A 17978-nucleotide genomic window follows, 5' to 3' on the forward strand; every position below is an offset into this window, starting at 1 on the left:
ATCTTCAAGCAAAACTCAGTAACTCTACCAAGGCAACTGCTAATTTGATCTGCGGGGCCATTCTATTTCACCCGTTAACAACAAAGTGATGATGATTACCCAAAATATAAAGAATGATGAGGAGAAAACCAATGATATGATGGAAATCATGTTTTTCTCCGTTTTTTTCAAAATTCCCATGACAGAGAGGACGATGCCGGCAACCGTAAGGAAAAGTGTGATATAACCACCAGTCAAGTTTCCGATATTCACCATTCTGATAGGTGTAATAAAAACAGTAAAAAAGCAAATGATTCCAATGATGAATGAAGTAAAACTAATTACACCGTACCTTTTCTGAATACAAGCTTCGTTTTCCATCGAGCTCACCCCTTTCATCAGTTTTTAAAGCCTATATACATCTTACATCTATTAATATCTCACGCATAATTTTAACATATAATGCCAGATGAATTGATCTGCACAGAAAATGGGGACAAAAGACCGTATATTAAAGCTTCATTTTCATGCCTTCATGAGTGGCTTTGAACCCTAACCGTTCATAAAATCGCAGCGCTTCTTCCCGCTTTTTATCGGTCGTGAGCTGAATGATATGGCAGTCCCGCTTCTTTGCACGGTCAATCGCATATTGAATCAACTTGCTGCCAATGCCTTTCCCCCGTTCTGAGGATGCTGTCCGAACTCCTTCGATCGTAGCTCTCCAGCCGCCTTGATGGGTAATATAAGGTGTGAACGTGATTTGCTGCACTCCAACGATTTCCTCACCAAGGCATGCAACGATCAATTCATTATTTTCATCTCCATCAATGGATTCAAATGCTTTTAGATAGCTGTCAGGAAGCGGGTTTTCATATCGCTCCCTCTCCCTCCCCAATGCATCATCCGCAAGCATCCTTACGATTTCACTTAAGTCTTCTGCTGTCGCATTCCTGAATGTGATCATGGTATCCCTCCCCTTATTTGTACTTCCGTATCACCCTGATGAAAATCAATCGTTCATTAATAACTTCTGCCAATAATCCGGCGCTCCTCTTTTCTGGAGTAAAAGTAATGCAACTGTAAAAATTGGACCAGCAAAAAAAAGGACCCCCTATAAAAGGAAGCCCTTCAATTCATTCACTATTAGGTAATTGGCGCAGGATTGAACAGCGCCAAATCATTATGCAGGCCCCAATGCTCTGCCCAGGTTTTCTTTTTACCGCTGGCCACTTCCAGAATAAGGTGAAATATTTCCCACCCGACTTCCTCTATGGTCGCTTCACCAGTAGCGATCGTTCCAGCATTTATATCGATCAGATCTTTCCATTGCTCGGTCAATGTATTTCGGGTAGATACTTTGATGACGGAAGCCATTGCCAGATTATAAGGTGTGCCTCTTCCAGTTGAAAAAACTTGAAGGTGCATGCCGGAAGCTAGCTGAAGCGTTCCGCAAACAAAGTCACTAGCTGGTGTAGCAGCAAAAATCAGCCCTTTTTCCGTTGCTTTTTCCCCTGGAGCCAGTACGCCAGAAATGGGGCTGCCTCCGGATTTGGCAATGGAGCCTAATGATTTTTCCACTACATTGGCCAACCCGCCCTTTTTGTTTCCTGGCGACGGATTGGCGCTTCGGTCGGCATCACCTAAAGCAAGGTAATTATCATACCAATCCATTTCCTTTATTAAAGCTCTCCCCACTTCTTCATTCACTGCACGAGGCGTTAATAGATGAATCGCATCCCGTACTTCTGTGACCTCGGAAAATAGAACGGTTGCCCCTGCCCTGACCAACAGATCTGTGGCATATCCTATGGCAGGGTTAGCTGTGACACCAGAGAATGCATCACTTCCTCCGCACTGGGTACCGATGACTAATTCGGAAACCGGAAATGTCTCGCGCTTCCGGCGGTTCAACTTGATTAAACGTTCCTCGGCCATTTCTATAATGGATTGGACCATTCCCGCAAAACCCTGCTGATCCTGAAGTGAAATGATATCTGAATCGTCCCCGCTTGGATTTATTCTCATCGGAGACAGTTTTTCACACCCCAGTCCAACTACCAAGGCTTCCCCGCCGAAATTCGGGTGTTTCGCAAGGTTTTGTATCGTGCGAATGGGAATGACCGCTTCCGGTGCATTGATAGCGACTCCGCATCCATAGTTGTGATTTATGGCGAAAACATCATCAACATTGGGATACTTCGGGAGTAGCTCTTTTTTTATCCGGTTCACGACGAAATCCAGCACGCCCACTACACATTGGACGCTTGTTGTGATGCCCAATATATTCTTGGTTCCAACACTGCCATCTTCATTACGGTACCCTTGGAATGTATACCCTTCAAGCGGGGGTAAAGTTTCCGGAATATCATTTGCTACCGGCAATTCCTTTAAATCCGGAGAAGACGGAAGTATCACCAGTGATTCGTCAATCCAACATCCCTTACTGATTGATTTAGCCGCATAACCGATAACTTCCCCATAGCGTATGATGGCTTCATTCTCGACTATGTCCATTAAAGCCACTTTGTGGCCTTGTGGCACTCTTTCTTTCAATTCAAGTCCACAAGGGAATACGGTTCCTTGATCCAAGCCTCCCGTATTAACCACGATGGCGACATTGTCGATCCCATTCACCTTAATATAAAGCGGTACCTCCGTCAGTTGCGTTTTCGTATCCACTTCACCACTCCTTCATTCTAAAAAAGCAAACAGACATCTCTAAACATAATGCCGTTAATTTTCAGAAATACTGTTTTTTCCCCTTATTTGACAAACACCGTTTTAATGGAAGTAAAAAACTCTTTTGCTGCTTCTCCTTGTTCCCTGGAGTGGGAGCTGGAGTTTTTCATGCCGCCAAATGGCGCCTGTAATTCAACGCCTGCGCTCTCGGCGTTGACCCTGATCAATCCCGCTTCCATATCATTAACAAATGAAAGCAGATGTTTGATATTGGCTGTGAAAATCGAAGCACTAAGGCCATATTCCACGCTGTTCGCAAGTTGCAGGGCTTCTTCAACTGAATCAGCTTTCAATAAGGCAATCACCGGACCAAAAATTTCCTCCTGTACAATTGTCATGTCTGACGTACAATTATCAAAAATAGTCGGTTCTACATAAAAGCCATTTGCTTGAGGGCCTTCTTCAGCGCGCTTCCCGCCAATTAGAAGTGCAGCGCCTTCTTCCACACCTTTTTCGATATAGGAAAGAACCGTATTCAATTGACTCTCGCTGGCACATGGTCCCATCCATGTCCCGCTGTCCAATCCATCCCCGATGGAAATGCCTTTCGTTTCCTTCACCAGCAGCTGCTTGAACTCTTCATAAACTTCAGCTGCAACGATGACACGGCTTGTCGCGGTACATTTTTGCCCAGTTGAACGGAACGCACCTGTAATGACTGCTTCTACAGCCAGGTTAAGATCCGCATCCGCTGCAACGATCACCGGGTTTTTCCCGCCCATTTCAAGCTGGTATTTCGCTCCGCGTGCTAACGCCGCTTGTCCAATCCTTTTTCCGACGCCGTTTGAGCCGGTAAAGGTAATCCCGTTTATATCTTCGTGATCGGCGATGCCCTGCCCTATGACACTGCCCGGCCCTGTAACCATATTGACAACACCCGCCGGGAAACCGGCCTCTTCAAAACACTCCATGATTTTCGCACAGGTGATGGCCGTCTCGGTGGCTGGCTTCACCACAATCGTATTCCCATATACGAGGGCAGGAGCCATCTTCCAGATTGGGATGGCAATCGGGAAATTCCAAGGTGTAATGACGCCGACAACACCAAGCGGAACGCGCGTCGTGAACATAAGCGCTGAACTGTCGGTGGATGGAATGACATCCCCCACCTTACGCATTCCTTCTCCTGCATAGTATTTCAGGATCGCGATGCCGCGTGCCGTTTCCCCTTTTGTTTCAGCAAATGTCTTGCCCATTTCCCGTGTTGCACATTCTGCGATTTCATCAATCCGCTTTTCAAGAATTTGCGCTGCTTTATACAGATACTCCCCGCGCTCTGAACCAGCTAGTTTGCGCCATTTATCTTTCGCCTTTTTCGCTGCTTCCACTGCCAGGTCCAAGTCTTCCTTGGTGGATTTTTGTACATAACCGACAATTGCCTGTTTATCAGCCGGGTTTAAACTTTTTTCAACTTCATTTGAAATGGAAGCAACCCATTCACCGTTAATATAGTTAAGATACGTTTTTGTTTGGACTGTAGTTATCATATATAATCCCCACCCTTATTAGATTGATTGAATTGGTGTTTCTTTTGGAAAACGATCTAAAGCATTCTCCAATATCGTTTGCATTTCTGCATAATGTTCTTTTTCCACCGGAAGAATCGGTAATCTGACTGTTTGCCCAACCGGCATTCCCATAATCTCCATACCTGCTTTAATGAGAGAAACGGCATACCCTTTTCGCTGACGGCGAATGTTGTTGATCGGCATGATGACCTGCTGGTAAATTTCATTGACCGTTTCTTGATCCCCGCTCAAAATGCCGTTATAGAACTTTCGTGAGATATGCGGGATGTAATTGGATATCGCCGATGAATAGGAATCAAAGCCAAGTGGAACGTATGCAGACATGGTAACTTCCGCAAGCGGCATTCCGTTCAGCCAGCCGAAACGTTTTCCGAAGGTTTGTGTAAGGAGTCCATTCAACTCCATATTGCCCAGACCGTCTTTGACGCCGACTACCTGCGGGACCTCAGCAAGCGCTTCCAAAGTTGAAAGTGAAAATGCCACATTATCGCGCTGATATACGATGGAATTCAAGTCTGTACTCTCTGCGATGGCTTTGAAATAAGCCGACAGACCTGCCTGTTCTCCAGTAACGAGATATGGAGGTAATATTAAATAACCATCTGCCCCTTTATCCGCAGATATTCTGGCAAGTTCGAGGGAAGTTTGAATATTCCCGCCTACCCCTGTGTATACAGGTACTTTGCCAGCGGTGACGGATACGGCTACCTCAACCATCGCTTCATATTCCTCTTTACTTAACGATGGATATTCCGCTGCTGCGCATGCCACGAAAATAGCTTCTAGTCCCTCATCTAATAAAAATTGGATATTTTGGGCGAGTGCTTGTTCATCAAGCTTATTACTCGTTGTGAATGGTGCCACGGGAAATCCGAGAATTCCTTTAGGTGCCTTGCGGATCTTATTCATTTTTTATTCCCCCTTGTGTATTATTGTTTTATTGTAAGACAAATACACCATCTGGTCAATCGTATTTTTTTTATTTTCTGAAAAATGAAGCACTACTTCATCCCTCGATAATTTCGCTTCTAATATATACAAAAAAACACGATAATGAAGGAGCTAAAATGAAAAAACTTTTAAGAAAAAAGCCATTGACAAACAATTTTATTTGTCTTACCATTGGACAAAACTAAATATTAAGAATTTTCACGAAGGAGGAAACGGTTAACATTGTAAGCGGTATCAATTAGAAAATATAATAAAATACGATTAAGGAAGTGAGTATATGAACGCTGAAGAAAAAGCTTTTCAACCATCTCCTAAACTGCCAAGTGCCCAGAAAAAAACACGCACACGATGGTTCATTGTCTTTATGCTCTTTTTGGTTACAGCCCTGAATTATGCGGATCGTGCGACGCTATCCATTGCGGGGACGGACATGTCTGGTCAGCTTGGTCTCGATTCAGTCATGATGGGCTATGTTTTCTCCGCTTTCGCTTGGTCTTATGTAGCTGGACAAATTCCGGGCGGATGGCTTTTAGACCGTTTTGGGTCGAAAAAAGTTTACTTTTGGAGTATCACGTTATGGTCTACCTTTACGCTTTTACAAGGGTTTCTCGGTTTTTTCGGTTCTGCGGGAACGGCTGTCATCGTATTGTTCGGACTGCGCTTCTTAGTTGGATTGGCGGAAGCCCCTTCCTTTCCGGCCAACAGCCGCATCGTTGCCACCTGGTTCCCAAGCCATGAACGCGGAACCGCGGCTGCCACTTTCAATTCGGCCCAGTATTTTGCAACCGTTCTCTTTGCACCGATCATGGGTTACATTACGTATAAATTCGGTTGGGAATACGTCTTCTTCTTTATGGGTGCTTTAGGAATCATCGTTGCTTTCATCTGGCTGAAAACGATTTATGGCCCAAAGGAACATCCTCGCATCAACAAAGCTGAGCTTGAATATATCGAAGCGGGCGGCGCTTTGATCAATATGGATCAAACCAGTACAAATAAGGAGGAAAAGAAAGGCGTCAACTGGAATCATATTAAGCAGCTTTTATCAAATCGCATGCTGTTAGGTGTTTATCTCGGACAATATTGCATTACGACGTTAACGTACTTTTTCCTGACATGGTTTCCTGTGTACCTAGTGCAAGAAAGGGGCATGACCATTCTTGAAGTTGGATTCGTCGCTTCCCTTCCGGCCATTTGCGGATTTTTTGGCGGCATTCTCGGAGGGACATTCTCGGATTTCTTGTTACGGAAGGGATTCTCATTGACTGTCGCCCGAAAAGTGCCGATTGTTGTTGGGATGATTCTATCGATGAGCTTGGTGGCAGCAAACTATGTAGATACGGAATGGGTTGTCATTTTCGTTATGGCCCTTGCGTTTTTCGGTAAAGGATTCGGGGCACTCGGCTGGGCGGTAGTGGCCGATACCTCACCAAAGGAAATGTCAGGTGTCAGCGGCGGGCTTTTCAATACATTCGGTAACATTGCCGGCATTACAACACCGATTATCATCGGATATATCATTGCCACGACAGGGTCGTTTAATGGTGCGCTAGTCTTTGTATGTGCCAATGCTCTTGTCGCGATTTTAAGTTATTTATTCCTAGTTGGTGAAATTAAACGTGTAAAATTACAATAAACTAAATATTCTGATATAGGAGGAAAAATCATGAACAATCAATTGCTAAAGGATCATGTAAAAATCGGCACACCGGTAATTTCAGAAATGAGCGTCATTCCAGTTGCGGGCCATGACGGCATGCTTTTGAACTTGAGTGGTGCCCATGCTCCTTATTTCACCAGGAACATCGTCATTCTGAAAGACAATGCGGGTAATACGGGTGTAGGTGAAGTTCCTGGAGGCGAAAAAATCCGCCAGACACTCGAAGATGCTAAAGAACTGGTTGTCGGCCAGTCCATCGGGACATACAACAACATTCTAAATGCCATCCGCAAGCAGTTTGCGGACCGGGATGCTGGAGGGCGCGGCCTTCAGACGTTCGATCTTCGTATTGCCATTCATGCCGTAACAGCATTGGAAGCGGCACTTCTTGATTTAGTTGGCCAACATTTAGGTGTGCCGGTCGCAGCCCTTCTCGGCGAAGGACAGCAGCGTGATAAAGTGGAAATGCTGGGCTACTTATTTTATGTAGGTGACCGCAATAAAACAGATCTTGGTTATTTAAGTGAACCGGAAGCTGAAGATGACTGGCTTCGACTCCGTCATGAGGAAGCGCTGACACCCGAATCGATCGTCCGCTTGGCAGAAGCCGCCCACTCTCGCTATGGATTCAATGATTTTAAATTGAAAGGCGGGGTTTTGCGCGGGGAAGAAGAAATCGAAGCGGTGACGGCACTTGCGGAACGCTTCCCTGAAGCCAGGGTCACCCTTGACCCAAATGGCGGCTGGCTGCTTGAGGATGCGATTAAACTTTGCCGCGATCAACATCATGTTTTGGCTTATGCGGAAGATCCATGCGGAGCGGAAAATGGTTTTTCCGCCCGGGAAATCATGACGGAATTCAGGCGCGCAACTGGCCTTCCAACCGCTACGAATATGATTGCAACGGACTGGAGGCAAATGGGGCACTCCATTCAACTTCAATCCGTGGACATTCCTCTTGCCGATCCGCATTTTTGGACGATGCAAGGCTCTGTCCGTGTCGCTCAAATGTGTAACGACTGGGACCTGACTTGGGGATCACACTCGAATAATCATTTTGACATTTCACTTGCCATGTTTACACACGTTGCTGCAGCCGCGCCTGGAAAAATCACTGCGATCGATACCCACTGGATTTGGCAGGATGGGCAGCGTTTGACGAAAGAACCTTTTAAAATTGTCGGCGGAATGGTCGATGTCCCTTCCAAACCCGGACTTGGAATTGAAGTGCATATGGAACAAATCGAGAAGGCACATCAGCTTTATAAACAAAAAGGACTTGGTGCCCGTGATGATTCAATGGCTATGCAATACTTGGTTTCCGGATGGAAGTTCAATCCGAAATCACCTTGCCTTGTCAGATGATTTTTTACCAACAATGCGTGCGTCTCTCTCTTTAGAGCGGCGCATTTTACTTTTTTTGGACATAGGTCTACATGCAAATAAGTGTATTATATTATATAATTAGTCTTACAGTACAAATACATATAGGATTTAACAGAAAAGGGGTTACACAATGGAAGAATCGTCAAAGAAATTAGGCGTACAATCGGTACACCGCAACACTCTTTCACAACAAGTCGTGGATCAAATTGTGCATCTGCTCGTCACTGGACAAATGAAAGCGGGCGACAAACTGCCTCCTGAAATGGAACTTATGAAAGAACTTGAAGTAAGCCGGCCTGTATTACGTGAGGCGCTCAGTGCCCTTGATACACTAGGGGTCATTACGCGGAAAACTCGTGAAGGAACCTTTTTTAACGATAAAATCGGTACACATCCATTCTCTGTCATGCTTGCGCTGGCTACGGATAATTTACCAGCGATCATCGAAGCGCGAATGGCTTTGGAGTTGGGATTAGTAACAATGGCTGCCGAGAAGATCACAGACGAGCAACTGGAGAAACTGCAGGTTACGATTGATACGATTGCCAATAGTGAAGACAACGATTATGGAGAGGCCGATAAAGAATTCCATAAGATCATCGCTTTAAGTGCGAACAATCCCATCATTGAAGGAATGATCGATTCCTTATTGATCACTCATAATAAAATAAATAGCTTGATTCAATTCAGGGAACGGGAACTGACTGTGAAGTATCATAAAGCCATCTATGCTGCACTTGCAGCACATGATCCACATGAAGCATTCAGCCAAATGTACAAGCACCTTGATTACGTCCGTCAGAAAGTCCTTCAATATTCTCACGCAAATTAATATATTGTTTGCGGGGTATCACAGCGTGCTAATGAATTACTTAATGAACAATTTCATAGGGAAAGTGGATTTTTTCAGGGAACCTATTTTGCTTCCGAGATTTCAGAGTTCAACTTATCTTTTAAATCCATTGATAGCATAATTCTTTTTGAGAAAAACTGGATAGCAGCGGAACTATCCAGCCCCCACTAATCCACTTTCGATTGAAATCACCCGTTGAAGTCAAAACCTTCCTCATGGGAATTGATGCTTACACAATCTCCTCCAATGACCAAGGCCCCACTCAAAAAAACATGCATCCCTGCTTTCTGGCAGGAATGCATGGATTCATGTTTATTCATGGCTTAATATGCACTCCAACCAGCATCTGCCGTGATGACAGTACCATTAACAAAACTGGAATCGTCTGAAGCAAGGAATAATGCCACTTTAGCGATTTCCTCAGGTTTGCCGTTTCGTGGATTGATCGCCATGCCCAGTTGTTGGCGAGAGAAGCCAAACTCATTGATATTCGTCATGCTGGATCCAATATTGGTTTCTACCCCGCCTGGTGCTATAGCATTGCAGCGAATCCCTTTATTGGCATACATGTAGCCCGTGTTTTTCGTGAAACCAACGACTGCATGTTTAGAGGCAGTGTAAGCAGCACCAGCCCGGGCACCGTACAAACCGCCAGCAGAAGCAATATTGATGATGACCCCTTTTTGTTTTTCTAAAAAGATCGGCATCACCTTTCTAGTCGAACGCATGACGCTTGTCGTGTTAATGGCAAAAATCCGATCCCATTTAGAATCTTCAATGTCCCCAGCAGGTTCCATGCCATCCATGATACCCGCGTTATTCACCAAAATATCCACCGTTCCATACATACTGACCGTGGTATCGATCAAATGTTGAATATCTTCCTCCACCGCTACGTTCGTTTTAATGGCAAAGGCCACTCCGCCATTCGCTATTATTTCTTCCACCGTATCGTTCGCACCATCAAGATTTAAATCCGATACGACGACTTTAGCTCCTTCTCGAGCATAATCTATGGCAATTTGTTTCCCCATGCCTGATGCTGCTCCTGTCACTACGGCTACTTTGTTTTGTAATTTCATTTGAACTCCCCCATTCATTCTAGTGAAGCGTTACTTATTGTACAGATGTTCATTATCTACCTTCCTATAGTATAATTAGTTTCAGTAGGCTTATACAATCAGCAAATGCTGTCCTCAATGTTGAATAATGAACAGAAAGTAGTAACTATGTTTATTTAAAGCACAATAACGAACAAAGGATGAAGAAAATGACTGATAATAATACTGGAATTGATAGAAGGATCAGGAAATCCAAAATGGCTTTGAAAGAATCCCTCATTTCTTTAATGCAAAGTAAGGATTTCAGGGAGATATCGATTACTGATATTGTAGAACTCGCCGACCTTAATCGGGGTACATTTTATAAACACTATCAGTACAAAGAGGAACTGCTTGAAGAGGTCATGGAGGATGTGATTGCCGATTTGATCATATCTTACCGGGAACCTTATAAGAACTCCGAAACTTTCACCATCAATGAACTAACGGCTTCGGTCATCAAAATATTTGAACATGTAGCTAACCATGCAAACATTTATACCCTCATCCTAAAGTCGAATGCATGGCCTACATTACTGGAGCGGATTTGTAATGAGTTAAAGAAACTTCCAGTGGAGGACCTGGAAGATTACCGGCCGAACCCTAAGATCAATAAAGAACTTGCCTCCAGTTACCAAGCATATGCGATATTGGGCATGATCATCGAATGGGTCAACACTGGCTTTAAATATAGCGCTGACTATATGGCTGAACAGCTGCTGGAAATCCTTAATAGTAAATCGGTAAATGCCGTCTTTAAAATAAACCATTTAAAGCAGAAATAAGAGGGCTGCACCGGCAACCCTCCTATCGCCTTAAAGCGCCTGTCCTTTGGAAAGAAACCTTTTTACGACAGACAAGAAAGCTGGTAAATCATCTTCATGGACAAAGTGTCCGGCACCCTCTATCGTCACCAATTCGCAATTCGGGATAAGCTCGGAAACCTCCTGCAATTTGTTTTGGGGAATATGGCTGGCCCCGCCCCCTATAACAAGCGTCGGCATCATAATATCGGTGAGTCGCGCCCACCATTCGGGATCGGGTTCATTAAGCTGCTGGAGAATCGAAGGCACTACCTGCCAATCAAATGGCAGTGGGACTGAAGGCCTGGAAGGAACCTCCATTGGTTTATCCGAGAAAGGAGGCGGTGTGTCTTCGACAATCAACCTTTCTATCCTCGAAGGAAAGGTTTGCGAGAAAAGATAGGAAACCGTCCCCCCCATGGAATGCCCCATTAGCGAAAACCTTCCCAAATCAAGCGCATCCGCAAAGTGAAGCAAATCATCACGCATCGATTCAAAAGTATATGTATTCGTTCTAGCACTCCCACCGTGGCCCCGTTGATCTAAAGCTAAAACACGATAACTTTCTCCTAATGCTGCAGCCGCTTGGTCCCATGATTCCGAACTTTTTCCCAGCGCATGAAGAACAATAAGCGGTGGTGCAGAAACATCCCCGCACTCCCGATATTGAAACGTGAATCCATTCAACTCAATTTGATTAACCCGAATTTCCATCTACGTTCACTCCCAGGATCGGATTCGTCATTTTGAACCCCGATCTATTTTTAGAAAACCTCTAAAATACTATGTGCACTATAGGTAAATTATACGTTTTATGCCTTCATCCATTTATTCATCCTGCATCTGTTCATTTCTGCCTTCACACCTTCTATTCCTGCCTTCATCCATTGGCTTCATTCCGCAGCAGCCTGAATTACATTCCGATACGGGCCTTAACGTGAAAGCAGAATAGAAAAAGCCCTATGCTACCTGAACGATTCAGGTGGCATAGGGCCTTTTATTGTTTCATTTAAGCGGTTTGATCTTTTTTCACAGCTGGTTTTTCTTCAGCCGGCCAAGCACGCTTAATGAATAATGCCAGAATCAGCGCCACACCGGCGATGAAGGTAGATATAAAGAAGGAGAAGTTAATTCCATCCAGCATTGCCTGCATCCCGATTTGGGCTTTCATTTGGCCCATCATCTCAGCGGTGGGCTGGCTTGTTAATTTGCTCATCGCTTTCGTCATTAATTCTTCGGCAGTAGAAGCTGCACGGTTAGACATGACCGTAACGAGCAATGCCGTACCGATTGCACCTGAAATTTGGTTAAGTGTGTTATTCATGGCTGTACCGTGCGGGTTCATACGGGCTGGCAGCGAGTTCAAACCATTTGTCATGATCGGCATCATGGACATTGACATCCCGAAGGAACGAACGGAAAACAGGATTACAATTTCTGTATACGTAGTTTCCATTGATAATTTACTTAGCAAATACGTAGTTACCACAGTGATGAGCAAACCGATTGAAGCAAGGATGCGGGCACCGAACTTATCGAAAAGCTTACCGGTGACCGGTGACATGAGGGCCATTAATAACGCACCTGGAAGCATCAATAATCCAGAATCGAATGGTGAAATGCCACGTACTGTTTGTGTGTACATCGGAATTAAGATCATCCCCGAGAACATCGCCATGTTCAGTACGATTGAGATCGTTGCGGATAAAGCGAACATCGGGTGCTTGAAGATATTGAACTCAAGCATTGGTGTTTCCATTTTAAGCTGGCGTGTTATGAAAAGGATCAGGGAGATGGCACCGACAATCAGTGTTCCGTATACCTCAAGGCTATCCCAGCCCTTGCTGCCTGCCGAACTGAATCCGTAAAGCAAACCGCCGAAGCCTAAGCTTGAAAGGATGACCGATATTTTATCAATTGAGATATCGACTTTTTCCTTATGGTCTTTAAGTTTAAAGAAGCCGAAAATAAGCACTAGTAAAGCTAGCGGAGTAATGAAATGGAATAGCATTCTCCAATCATAATGTTCGATGATCCAGCCTGAAAGCGTCGGCCCGATTGCAGGGGCAAACATCATGACCAAACCGAAAAGACCCATTGCCGAGCCCCGTTTTTCAACAGGGAATGAAGTTAAAAGTACGTTCATCAATAATGGCATCATGATTGCCGAACCGGCTGCCTGAACCATACGTGCGCTCAATAATAGCGGGAATACATGCGCTACACCTGCCACGATCGTCCCGATTGAGAATAGGAGCATGGCTGTCAGGAACAGATTACGTACCGAATATTTTCTTATTAAGAAGGCAGTTGTCGGAATCATGATTCCGTTCACGAGCATGTAGCCCGTTGTCAGCCATTGGACTGTGGAAGTCTCGATTCCCAGGTCTATTTGGATTGATGGCAGTGCAATATTTAAAAGGGTTGAATTCAGTATCGCTATGAACGCACCGACCATCAGTATGGCCAAAATGCCATACGAACCCTTTTTCTCATTTATTTGTGCAGTACTCACTTTTTATCTATTCCTCCATTCAAACTATTGGTTCATTTAATTATACGAGCGGTATATTCCAATCTCACAAAATCAATAATATACCCCTAGTTCATTTTTTGCAATAAAAATTTACTGGTTCAAATAAGGGTTTGTGCTGTGATGAAAAATAGAGTACGATTAATTTTATACAAGCAGTATAATGAAAATCAGGTGATATGATGAACAACCGAAGGCAGAATGTCATCGATACGGCTCATAAGCTGTTTATTGACAAAGGCTACCAAGCGACGTCCATTCAGGACATTTTAGACGGCAGCGGAATATCAAAAGGTACATTTTATAATTATTTCCCTTCGAAGGGTGAATTATTTATAGCCATTTTCCGCTCCTTTTATACAAAGATTCGCCATGAACGGGAAAAACTGTTGATTGGTCAAGATTCCGCCGATATTGAAATTTTCATCCGGCAGCTCGAACTGCAATTGATGGTGAACAAGCAAAGCAAATTGCTTATCCTGATCGAAGAAGTCCGTGTTTCCAATGATGAAGAATTAAAACAATTCATCAATAAGACACTATTGTTGAGCTTACGCTGGATGTATAACCGTTTTATCGATATCTTTGGTGAAAGTAAAAAACCCTATCTTTTAGATAGCGTCATCATCTTTCATTCGATGATGACCCACATGAGCCATTTTAGTTACCGTGCTAATCCAGCCGGTACACCGGACATACAAATTATTCGCTATTGCATGAATCGCATTGTCCATTTAGTCAATGAAGTGGCTGAAAGCGGGGAACAGATCATTGACCCTGAATTAATGGATACGTGGTTTCCAAAATTCACAAACCAGCTTGATGCTTGCCATAATGATTTGCTTCATTCCACCACGGAATTGAAAAAAGCGATAAACAAAGCTATTCCTTGCGATGAAGATCGAAGAAGAGCCATTGAATTGGTCGATTTCATCCAAGATGAGCTGATGCAGTCAGACAAACCGCGAGAATTCTTGATAGAAAGTCTGCTGGCCACTCTAAAAACTGGATATGCTTCACAGATCCAAGCATTGGAGACTTTTGAAGAAAGCATCCATTCTTGCTTGAGCCGATGAAGATTGAAGATACGCACCTACCGAAAGCGGCAGGTGTTTTTTTTATGGCTTTTTGAATTGCCCTGATTTTAGGTTTTATAAAAGCGACCTAAGGAAACACTATCCTTATCATAATAAAGGGAGGTCTATCCACTTGAGTGTGAAAGAGAATGCTTTGTCCATATTAGCTCTGGGCGGAGTGAATGAAATCGGCAAAAACATGTATGTGATTCAATATTCTAACGATATCGTCATTATTGATTGTGGTGCAAAGTTTCCTGATGAAAGTTTATTAGGAGTCGATTTGATCATTCCTGATATTTCCTTTCTTCAGGAGAATAAGGAAAAGATCCGCGCTTTGATTGTGACTCATGGGCATGAAGATCATATCGGCGGTATCCCCTATTTCTTGAAAAAATTGAATGTACCCATTTATGCCACACGTTTAACACTTGGTTTGATTGAATTGAAGTTAAAAGAACATAACCTTTTGGGTGATACGGAATTAATCCAGATCAATTCGGATTCAAAGCTGGAATTCGGGGAGATGTTTCTGGACTTTTTCAAAACGAATCATAGTATTCCCGATTGCCTCGGAGTCACCATGCATACGCCGGAAGGCACGGTCGTTCATACAGGGGACTTCAAGTTTGACTTGACCCCGATGAATGATCAGTATCCCGATATTCATAAAATGGCCAAAATCGGGAGTGAAGGTGTCCTCGTTTTACTATCGGAAAGCACGAACGCAGAGCGTCCCGGCTCCAGTCCCTCGGAGCATCTGGTTGGCAGCCATATTGAAGAGGCCTTCATGCAGGCAAAACAGAAGGTCATCCTTTCGACATTCGCTTCAAATGTCAATCGTGTTCAGCAAGTTGTGAACGCTGCACAGAAGACAAACCGGAAACTAGCCCTGATTGGGCGAAGCATGGTGAACGTCGTAACCGTTGCCATTGAACGCGGCTATCTCGAGGTTCCTGATGGGATGCTTATCCAACCACAAGAAGTCGATAGTTATGCTCCGGAAAGGGTTGCGGTCTTATGTACAGGAAGTCAAGGAGAGCCGTTTGCCGCCCTTTCCCGCCTTTCCAGTTCGAATTATCGGGATATGAGCATATTGCCTGACGATACAGTGATCCTTGCCTCCACACCAATACCCGGAAATGAACGGGATGTTTCACGTATCATCGACAACCTGTTTCAACTGGGTGCCAAGGTCATTTACGGTTCTGGGACTGTAACGGGCATGCATGTATCCGGACATGCTTACCAGGAAGAGTTAAAGCTCATGCTTACCCTGATGAAACCTAAGTATTTCATCCCGATTCACGGTGAGTACCGGATGCTGCACCAGCATCGATTGTTAGCAGAGTCTGTCGGGGTGGAAAAGGATCATACTTTCATCATCAATAATGGTGATGTGGTGGATATCGAAAACGCCGTTGCCCGTCAAACAAGAAAGGTGGCTGCCGGCAATACCTTTGTCGACGGTGTTGGTGTCGGGGATGTTGGAGAAATCGTTCTGCGGGACCGTAAGCAGCTTTCCGAAGATGGAATGCTCGTCATCGTCATAACACTAAGCAAGACGGAAAGAAAAATAGTATCAGGACCCGATACCATTTCCCGTGGATTTGTATATGTTCAAAATTCCGAGGATCTCCTTAAAAATGTGAATCGTATTGTCACGAAAACGGTTAACGACTTACAAAGTGAAAAAATATACCGGTGGAACATCATTAAACAAACCATTAAGAAGGAACTGGGGCAATATCTCTTTAATCAAACTAAGAAAAAACCAATGATCCTTCCAATAATCATTGAAATTTAGCGTCAAATCGAAAGGAACTCGACTTTGAATTAGTCGAGTTCCTTTTTTCAATCAAGTCCTGATTTACTCGCTTTTGCGGCCATTGCCTTGTTCTTATTCCATACCTTGAACTTCATGAAAACGGCCGCAAGACCGATGATCACGATGAATAAAAGGCTGATGAAAAATCCTGGACGTATCTCTTTTTCAAGCAGTGTTCCACTTACGGCCGCTAAAATTAAAAGCAGTCCGAAAACGGCCGTAATCTTACTCCACATCTTATTTTCCAGGATTTTGAATGAAGAAAGAATGATGAATGCCCAGTTATACAAAAGCAATATACCAGCGGATGTTGTAATGTATTCATAAATCTTGCCTGGCAGGAGCAAGGCAGTGATGATCGATCCTAAGAGTCCTAAGGCTCCTAGACCCAGTGACGGCAACGGAAGATCTTTGAATTTCTTGATCTTTTGCATGAATAATGCGGGTGCATTCCCATCATTGGATAGCGTTACCAACAGATTGGTTACACCGAATAGTGAAGCGGTCATCGTCGAGAAACCGGCAATGATGATCGCACCATTAAAAACGTGCGGGAAAAATGTCAGGTGATAACTGTCCAATGCCGAAACGAATGGGCTTTCTTTTTCACTGAATGCCCCTAACGAAATCATGGTTACGGCTAATCCCAATGAAACCACATATATGATGGTAAGGACCAAGAGCATGATCGTCCCTGCCTTTGGTGCATCTTCTTTCTTTTTAAGCTGCATCGCCATCAATCCAATGACCTCAATGCCGCCAAACGCATAAAAGGCATAGATAAGGGATGTCCAAAACCCCTTTAACCCTTTTGGGAATAATTCATTGAACGTATTCGGAAATGATGGCGGTTTATCTCCAGCAAGACCGAACCAGCCGCAAACGGCACATATTGCAATGATGATAAACATTACGATTGCTGCTGTCTTAATTACAGCAAGGATGTTTTCCACCCTGTCGAATCCTTTTGTTCCCAGCAATACCACCACGATTGAAACAATGGCAAAACCGGATGCAAATAGCCAAAGCGGCACTTTCGGGAACCAAAATTGAGATAATAGCGAAAGCGCAGTAAGCTGGCTTCCCATGATCAATATATTGGAGGACCAATAATTCCAGCCACAGCTAAAGCCCGCCCATCGTCCAAATGCTTTATTGGCATAATAACAAAAAGAACCTTCTTGAGGATCGGCAGCCGTCATCTTGGCAAGCAGATTATAAACGATATAGGTACCCAGTGCAGCCAATACAAATGAAAATACAATGGATGGCCCAGTCGTCTTAATCCCTATGGTCGATCCGAGGAAATACCCTGTCCCGATCGTACAGCCCACCCCGACCAATGATAGCTGCCACCATTTCATGTCGCCCTGTTGTTCACCCGATGCATTGGAATCTTGGACAGCCTTTCCTTTGGCTGAACTGCAATTGGCTTTTGTTGTCATAACATTACCCCCTTCCATCATTCATAGTGTTGATATTGCCACAATGAATTATGCAAGGAAGAAGTTTTCAAATACGCTATGTAATAACCTGAAGCA

Annotated in this window: 15 protein-coding genes; 6 read left to right on the plus strand and 9 right to left on the minus strand. The window is 44.1% G+C overall.

What is annotated here, in order from left to right; genetic code table 11:
* Nucleotides 1-39: 39 nt before the first annotated feature.
* The 5 genes from J7I96_RS26140 to kdgD all read right to left on the minus strand — a co-directional run bounded on the left by J7I96_RS26140 (nucleotide 40) and on the right by kdgD (nucleotide 5156).
* Nucleotides 40-360: a hypothetical protein gene (locus J7I96_RS26140; RefSeq protein ID WP_214770553.1), complete on the minus strand. Its 321-nt coding sequence runs from the start codon at nucleotides 358-360 to the stop codon at nucleotides 40-42.
* Between the two features lie 130 nt (nucleotides 361-490).
* Entirely contained in the window at nucleotides 491-943 is a 453-nt protein-coding gene (locus J7I96_RS26145; protein WP_214770549.1) for a GNAT family N-acetyltransferase, read from the minus strand.
* A 179-nt stretch (nucleotides 944-1122) separates the two neighbouring features.
* Complete coding sequence (gene garD, locus J7I96_RS26150) at nucleotides 1123-2658, minus strand: galactarate dehydratase (RefSeq protein ID WP_214924788.1); 1536 nt, start codon at nucleotides 2656-2658, stop codon at nucleotides 1123-1125.
* Nucleotides 2659-2741: 83 nt separating this feature from the next.
* Nucleotides 2742-4205, minus strand: coding sequence for an alpha-ketoglutaric semialdehyde dehydrogenase GucD (gene gucD, locus J7I96_RS26155; RefSeq protein ID WP_053536105.1), 1464 nt, complete (start codon nucleotides 4203-4205; stop codon nucleotides 2742-2744).
* A gap of 18 nt (nucleotides 4206-4223) precedes the next feature.
* Complete coding sequence (kdgD, locus tag J7I96_RS26160; RefSeq protein ID WP_034309652.1) at nucleotides 4224-5156, minus strand: 5-dehydro-4-deoxyglucarate dehydratase; 933 nt, start codon at nucleotides 5154-5156, stop codon at nucleotides 4224-4226.
* 319 nt (nucleotides 5157-5475) lie between these two features.
* Here kdgD and J7I96_RS26165 point away from each other — a divergent pair, with 319 nt between their 5' ends.
* From J7I96_RS26165 to J7I96_RS26175, 3 genes are all read left to right on the plus strand, one after another.
* Entirely contained in the window at nucleotides 5476-6834 is a 1359-nt protein-coding gene (locus tag J7I96_RS26165) for an MFS transporter (protein ID WP_214770543.1), read from the plus strand.
* A 30-nt stretch (nucleotides 6835-6864) separates the two neighbouring features.
* Nucleotides 6865-8223, plus strand: coding sequence for a glucarate dehydratase (gene gudD, locus J7I96_RS26170; protein ID WP_214924790.1), 1359 nt, complete (start codon nucleotides 6865-6867; stop codon nucleotides 8221-8223).
* A gap of 151 nt (nucleotides 8224-8374) precedes the next feature.
* Nucleotides 8375-9076, plus strand: coding sequence for a FadR/GntR family transcriptional regulator (locus J7I96_RS26175; protein WP_214770540.1), 702 nt, complete (start codon nucleotides 8375-8377; stop codon nucleotides 9074-9076).
* A 344-nt stretch (nucleotides 9077-9420) separates the two neighbouring features.
* Here the strand turns inward: J7I96_RS26175 and J7I96_RS26180 are convergent, their stop codons facing one another.
* The gene (locus J7I96_RS26180) at nucleotides 9421-10179 is read right to left on the minus strand and encodes an SDR family oxidoreductase (RefSeq protein WP_214770537.1); all 759 of its coding nucleotides are present in this window, start codon (nucleotides 10177-10179) and stop codon (nucleotides 9421-9423) included.
* Nucleotides 10180-10367: 188 nt separating this feature from the next.
* Here J7I96_RS26180 and J7I96_RS26185 point away from each other — a divergent pair, with 188 nt between their 5' ends.
* Nucleotides 10368-10982: a TetR/AcrR family transcriptional regulator gene (locus J7I96_RS26185; protein WP_214770535.1), complete on the plus strand. Its 615-nt coding sequence runs from the start codon at nucleotides 10368-10370 to the stop codon at nucleotides 10980-10982.
* A 30-nt stretch (nucleotides 10983-11012) separates the two neighbouring features.
* Here J7I96_RS26185 and J7I96_RS26190 read toward each other — a convergent pair whose 3' ends face one another.
* Nucleotides 11013-11714 (minus strand): alpha/beta fold hydrolase, encoded by a 702-nt coding sequence (locus J7I96_RS26190; RefSeq protein ID WP_214770532.1) that lies wholly within the window; start codon nucleotides 11712-11714, stop codon nucleotides 11013-11015.
* A gap of 295 nt (nucleotides 11715-12009) precedes the next feature.
* Nucleotides 12010-13458: a DHA2 family efflux MFS transporter permease subunit gene (locus J7I96_RS26195; protein WP_214771289.1), complete on the minus strand. Its 1449-nt coding sequence runs from the start codon at nucleotides 13456-13458 to the stop codon at nucleotides 12010-12012.
* A gap of 254 nt (nucleotides 13459-13712) precedes the next feature.
* Between J7I96_RS26195 and J7I96_RS26200 the strand changes: the two genes are divergently transcribed.
* Nucleotides 13713-14609 (plus strand): TetR/AcrR family transcriptional regulator, encoded by an 897-nt coding sequence (locus J7I96_RS26200; protein ID WP_251025183.1) that lies wholly within the window; start codon nucleotides 13713-13715, stop codon nucleotides 14607-14609.
* Between the two features lie 133 nt (nucleotides 14610-14742).
* Nucleotides 14743-16416: a ribonuclease J gene (locus tag J7I96_RS26205; protein WP_214924792.1), complete on the plus strand. Its 1674-nt coding sequence runs from the start codon at nucleotides 14743-14745 to the stop codon at nucleotides 16414-16416.
* Between the two features lie 47 nt (nucleotides 16417-16463).
* Here J7I96_RS26205 and J7I96_RS26210 read toward each other — a convergent pair whose 3' ends face one another.
* Entirely contained in the window at nucleotides 16464-17882 is a 1419-nt protein-coding gene (locus J7I96_RS26210; protein WP_214770527.1) for an amino acid permease, read from the minus strand.
* Nucleotides 17883-17978 lie beyond the last annotated feature (96 nt).

The organism is Bacillus sp. ISL-78, assembly GCF_018613455.1.
Classification (GTDB): Bacteria; Bacillota; Bacilli; order Bacillales; family DSM-1321; genus Peribacillus; species Peribacillus frigoritolerans.

Coding starts and splice junctions, on each gene's coding strand:
- J7I96_RS26165 (WP_214770543.1), top strand. CDS start 5,476: ATGAACGCTGAAGAAAAAGCTTTTCAACCATCTCCTAAACTGCCAAGT.
- J7I96_RS26195 (WP_214771289.1), bottom strand. CDS start 13,458: ATGGTCGGTGCGTTCATAGCGATACTGAATTCAACCCTTTTAAATATT.
- J7I96_RS26175 (WP_214770540.1), top strand. CDS start 8,375: ATGGAAGAATCGTCAAAGAAATTAGGCGTACAATCGGTACACCGCAAC.
- J7I96_RS26145 (WP_214770549.1), bottom strand. CDS start 943: ATGATCACATTCAGGAATGCGACAGCAGAAGACTTAAGTGAAATCGTA.
- J7I96_RS26190 (WP_214770532.1), bottom strand. CDS start 11,714: ATGGAAATTCGGGTTAATCAAATTGAGTTGAATGGATTCACGTTTCAA.
- J7I96_RS26185 (WP_214770535.1), top strand. CDS start 10,368: ATGACTGATAATAATACTGGAATTGATAGAAGGATCAGGAAATCCAAA.
- gudD (WP_214924790.1), top strand. CDS start 6,865: ATGAACAATCAATTGCTAAAGGATCATGTAAAAATCGGCACACCGGTA.
- kdgD (WP_034309652.1), bottom strand. CDS start 5,156: ATGAATAAGATCCGCAAGGCACCTAAAGGAATTCTCGGATTTCCCGTG.
- J7I96_RS26210 (WP_214770527.1), bottom strand. CDS start 17,882: ATGACAACAAAAGCCAATTGCAGTTCAGCCAAAGGAAAGGCTGTCCAA.
- gucD (WP_053536105.1), bottom strand. CDS start 4,205: ATGATAACTACAGTCCAAACAAAAACGTATCTTAACTATATTAACGGT.
- J7I96_RS26200 (WP_251025183.1), top strand. CDS start 13,713: ATGATGAACAACCGAAGGCAGAATGTCATCGATACGGCTCATAAGCTG.
- J7I96_RS26180 (WP_214770537.1), bottom strand. CDS start 10,179: ATGAAATTACAAAACAAAGTAGCCGTAGTGACAGGAGCAGCATCAGGC.
- J7I96_RS26140 (WP_214770553.1), bottom strand. CDS start 360: ATGGAAAACGAAGCTTGTATTCAGAAAAGGTACGGTGTAATTAGTTTT.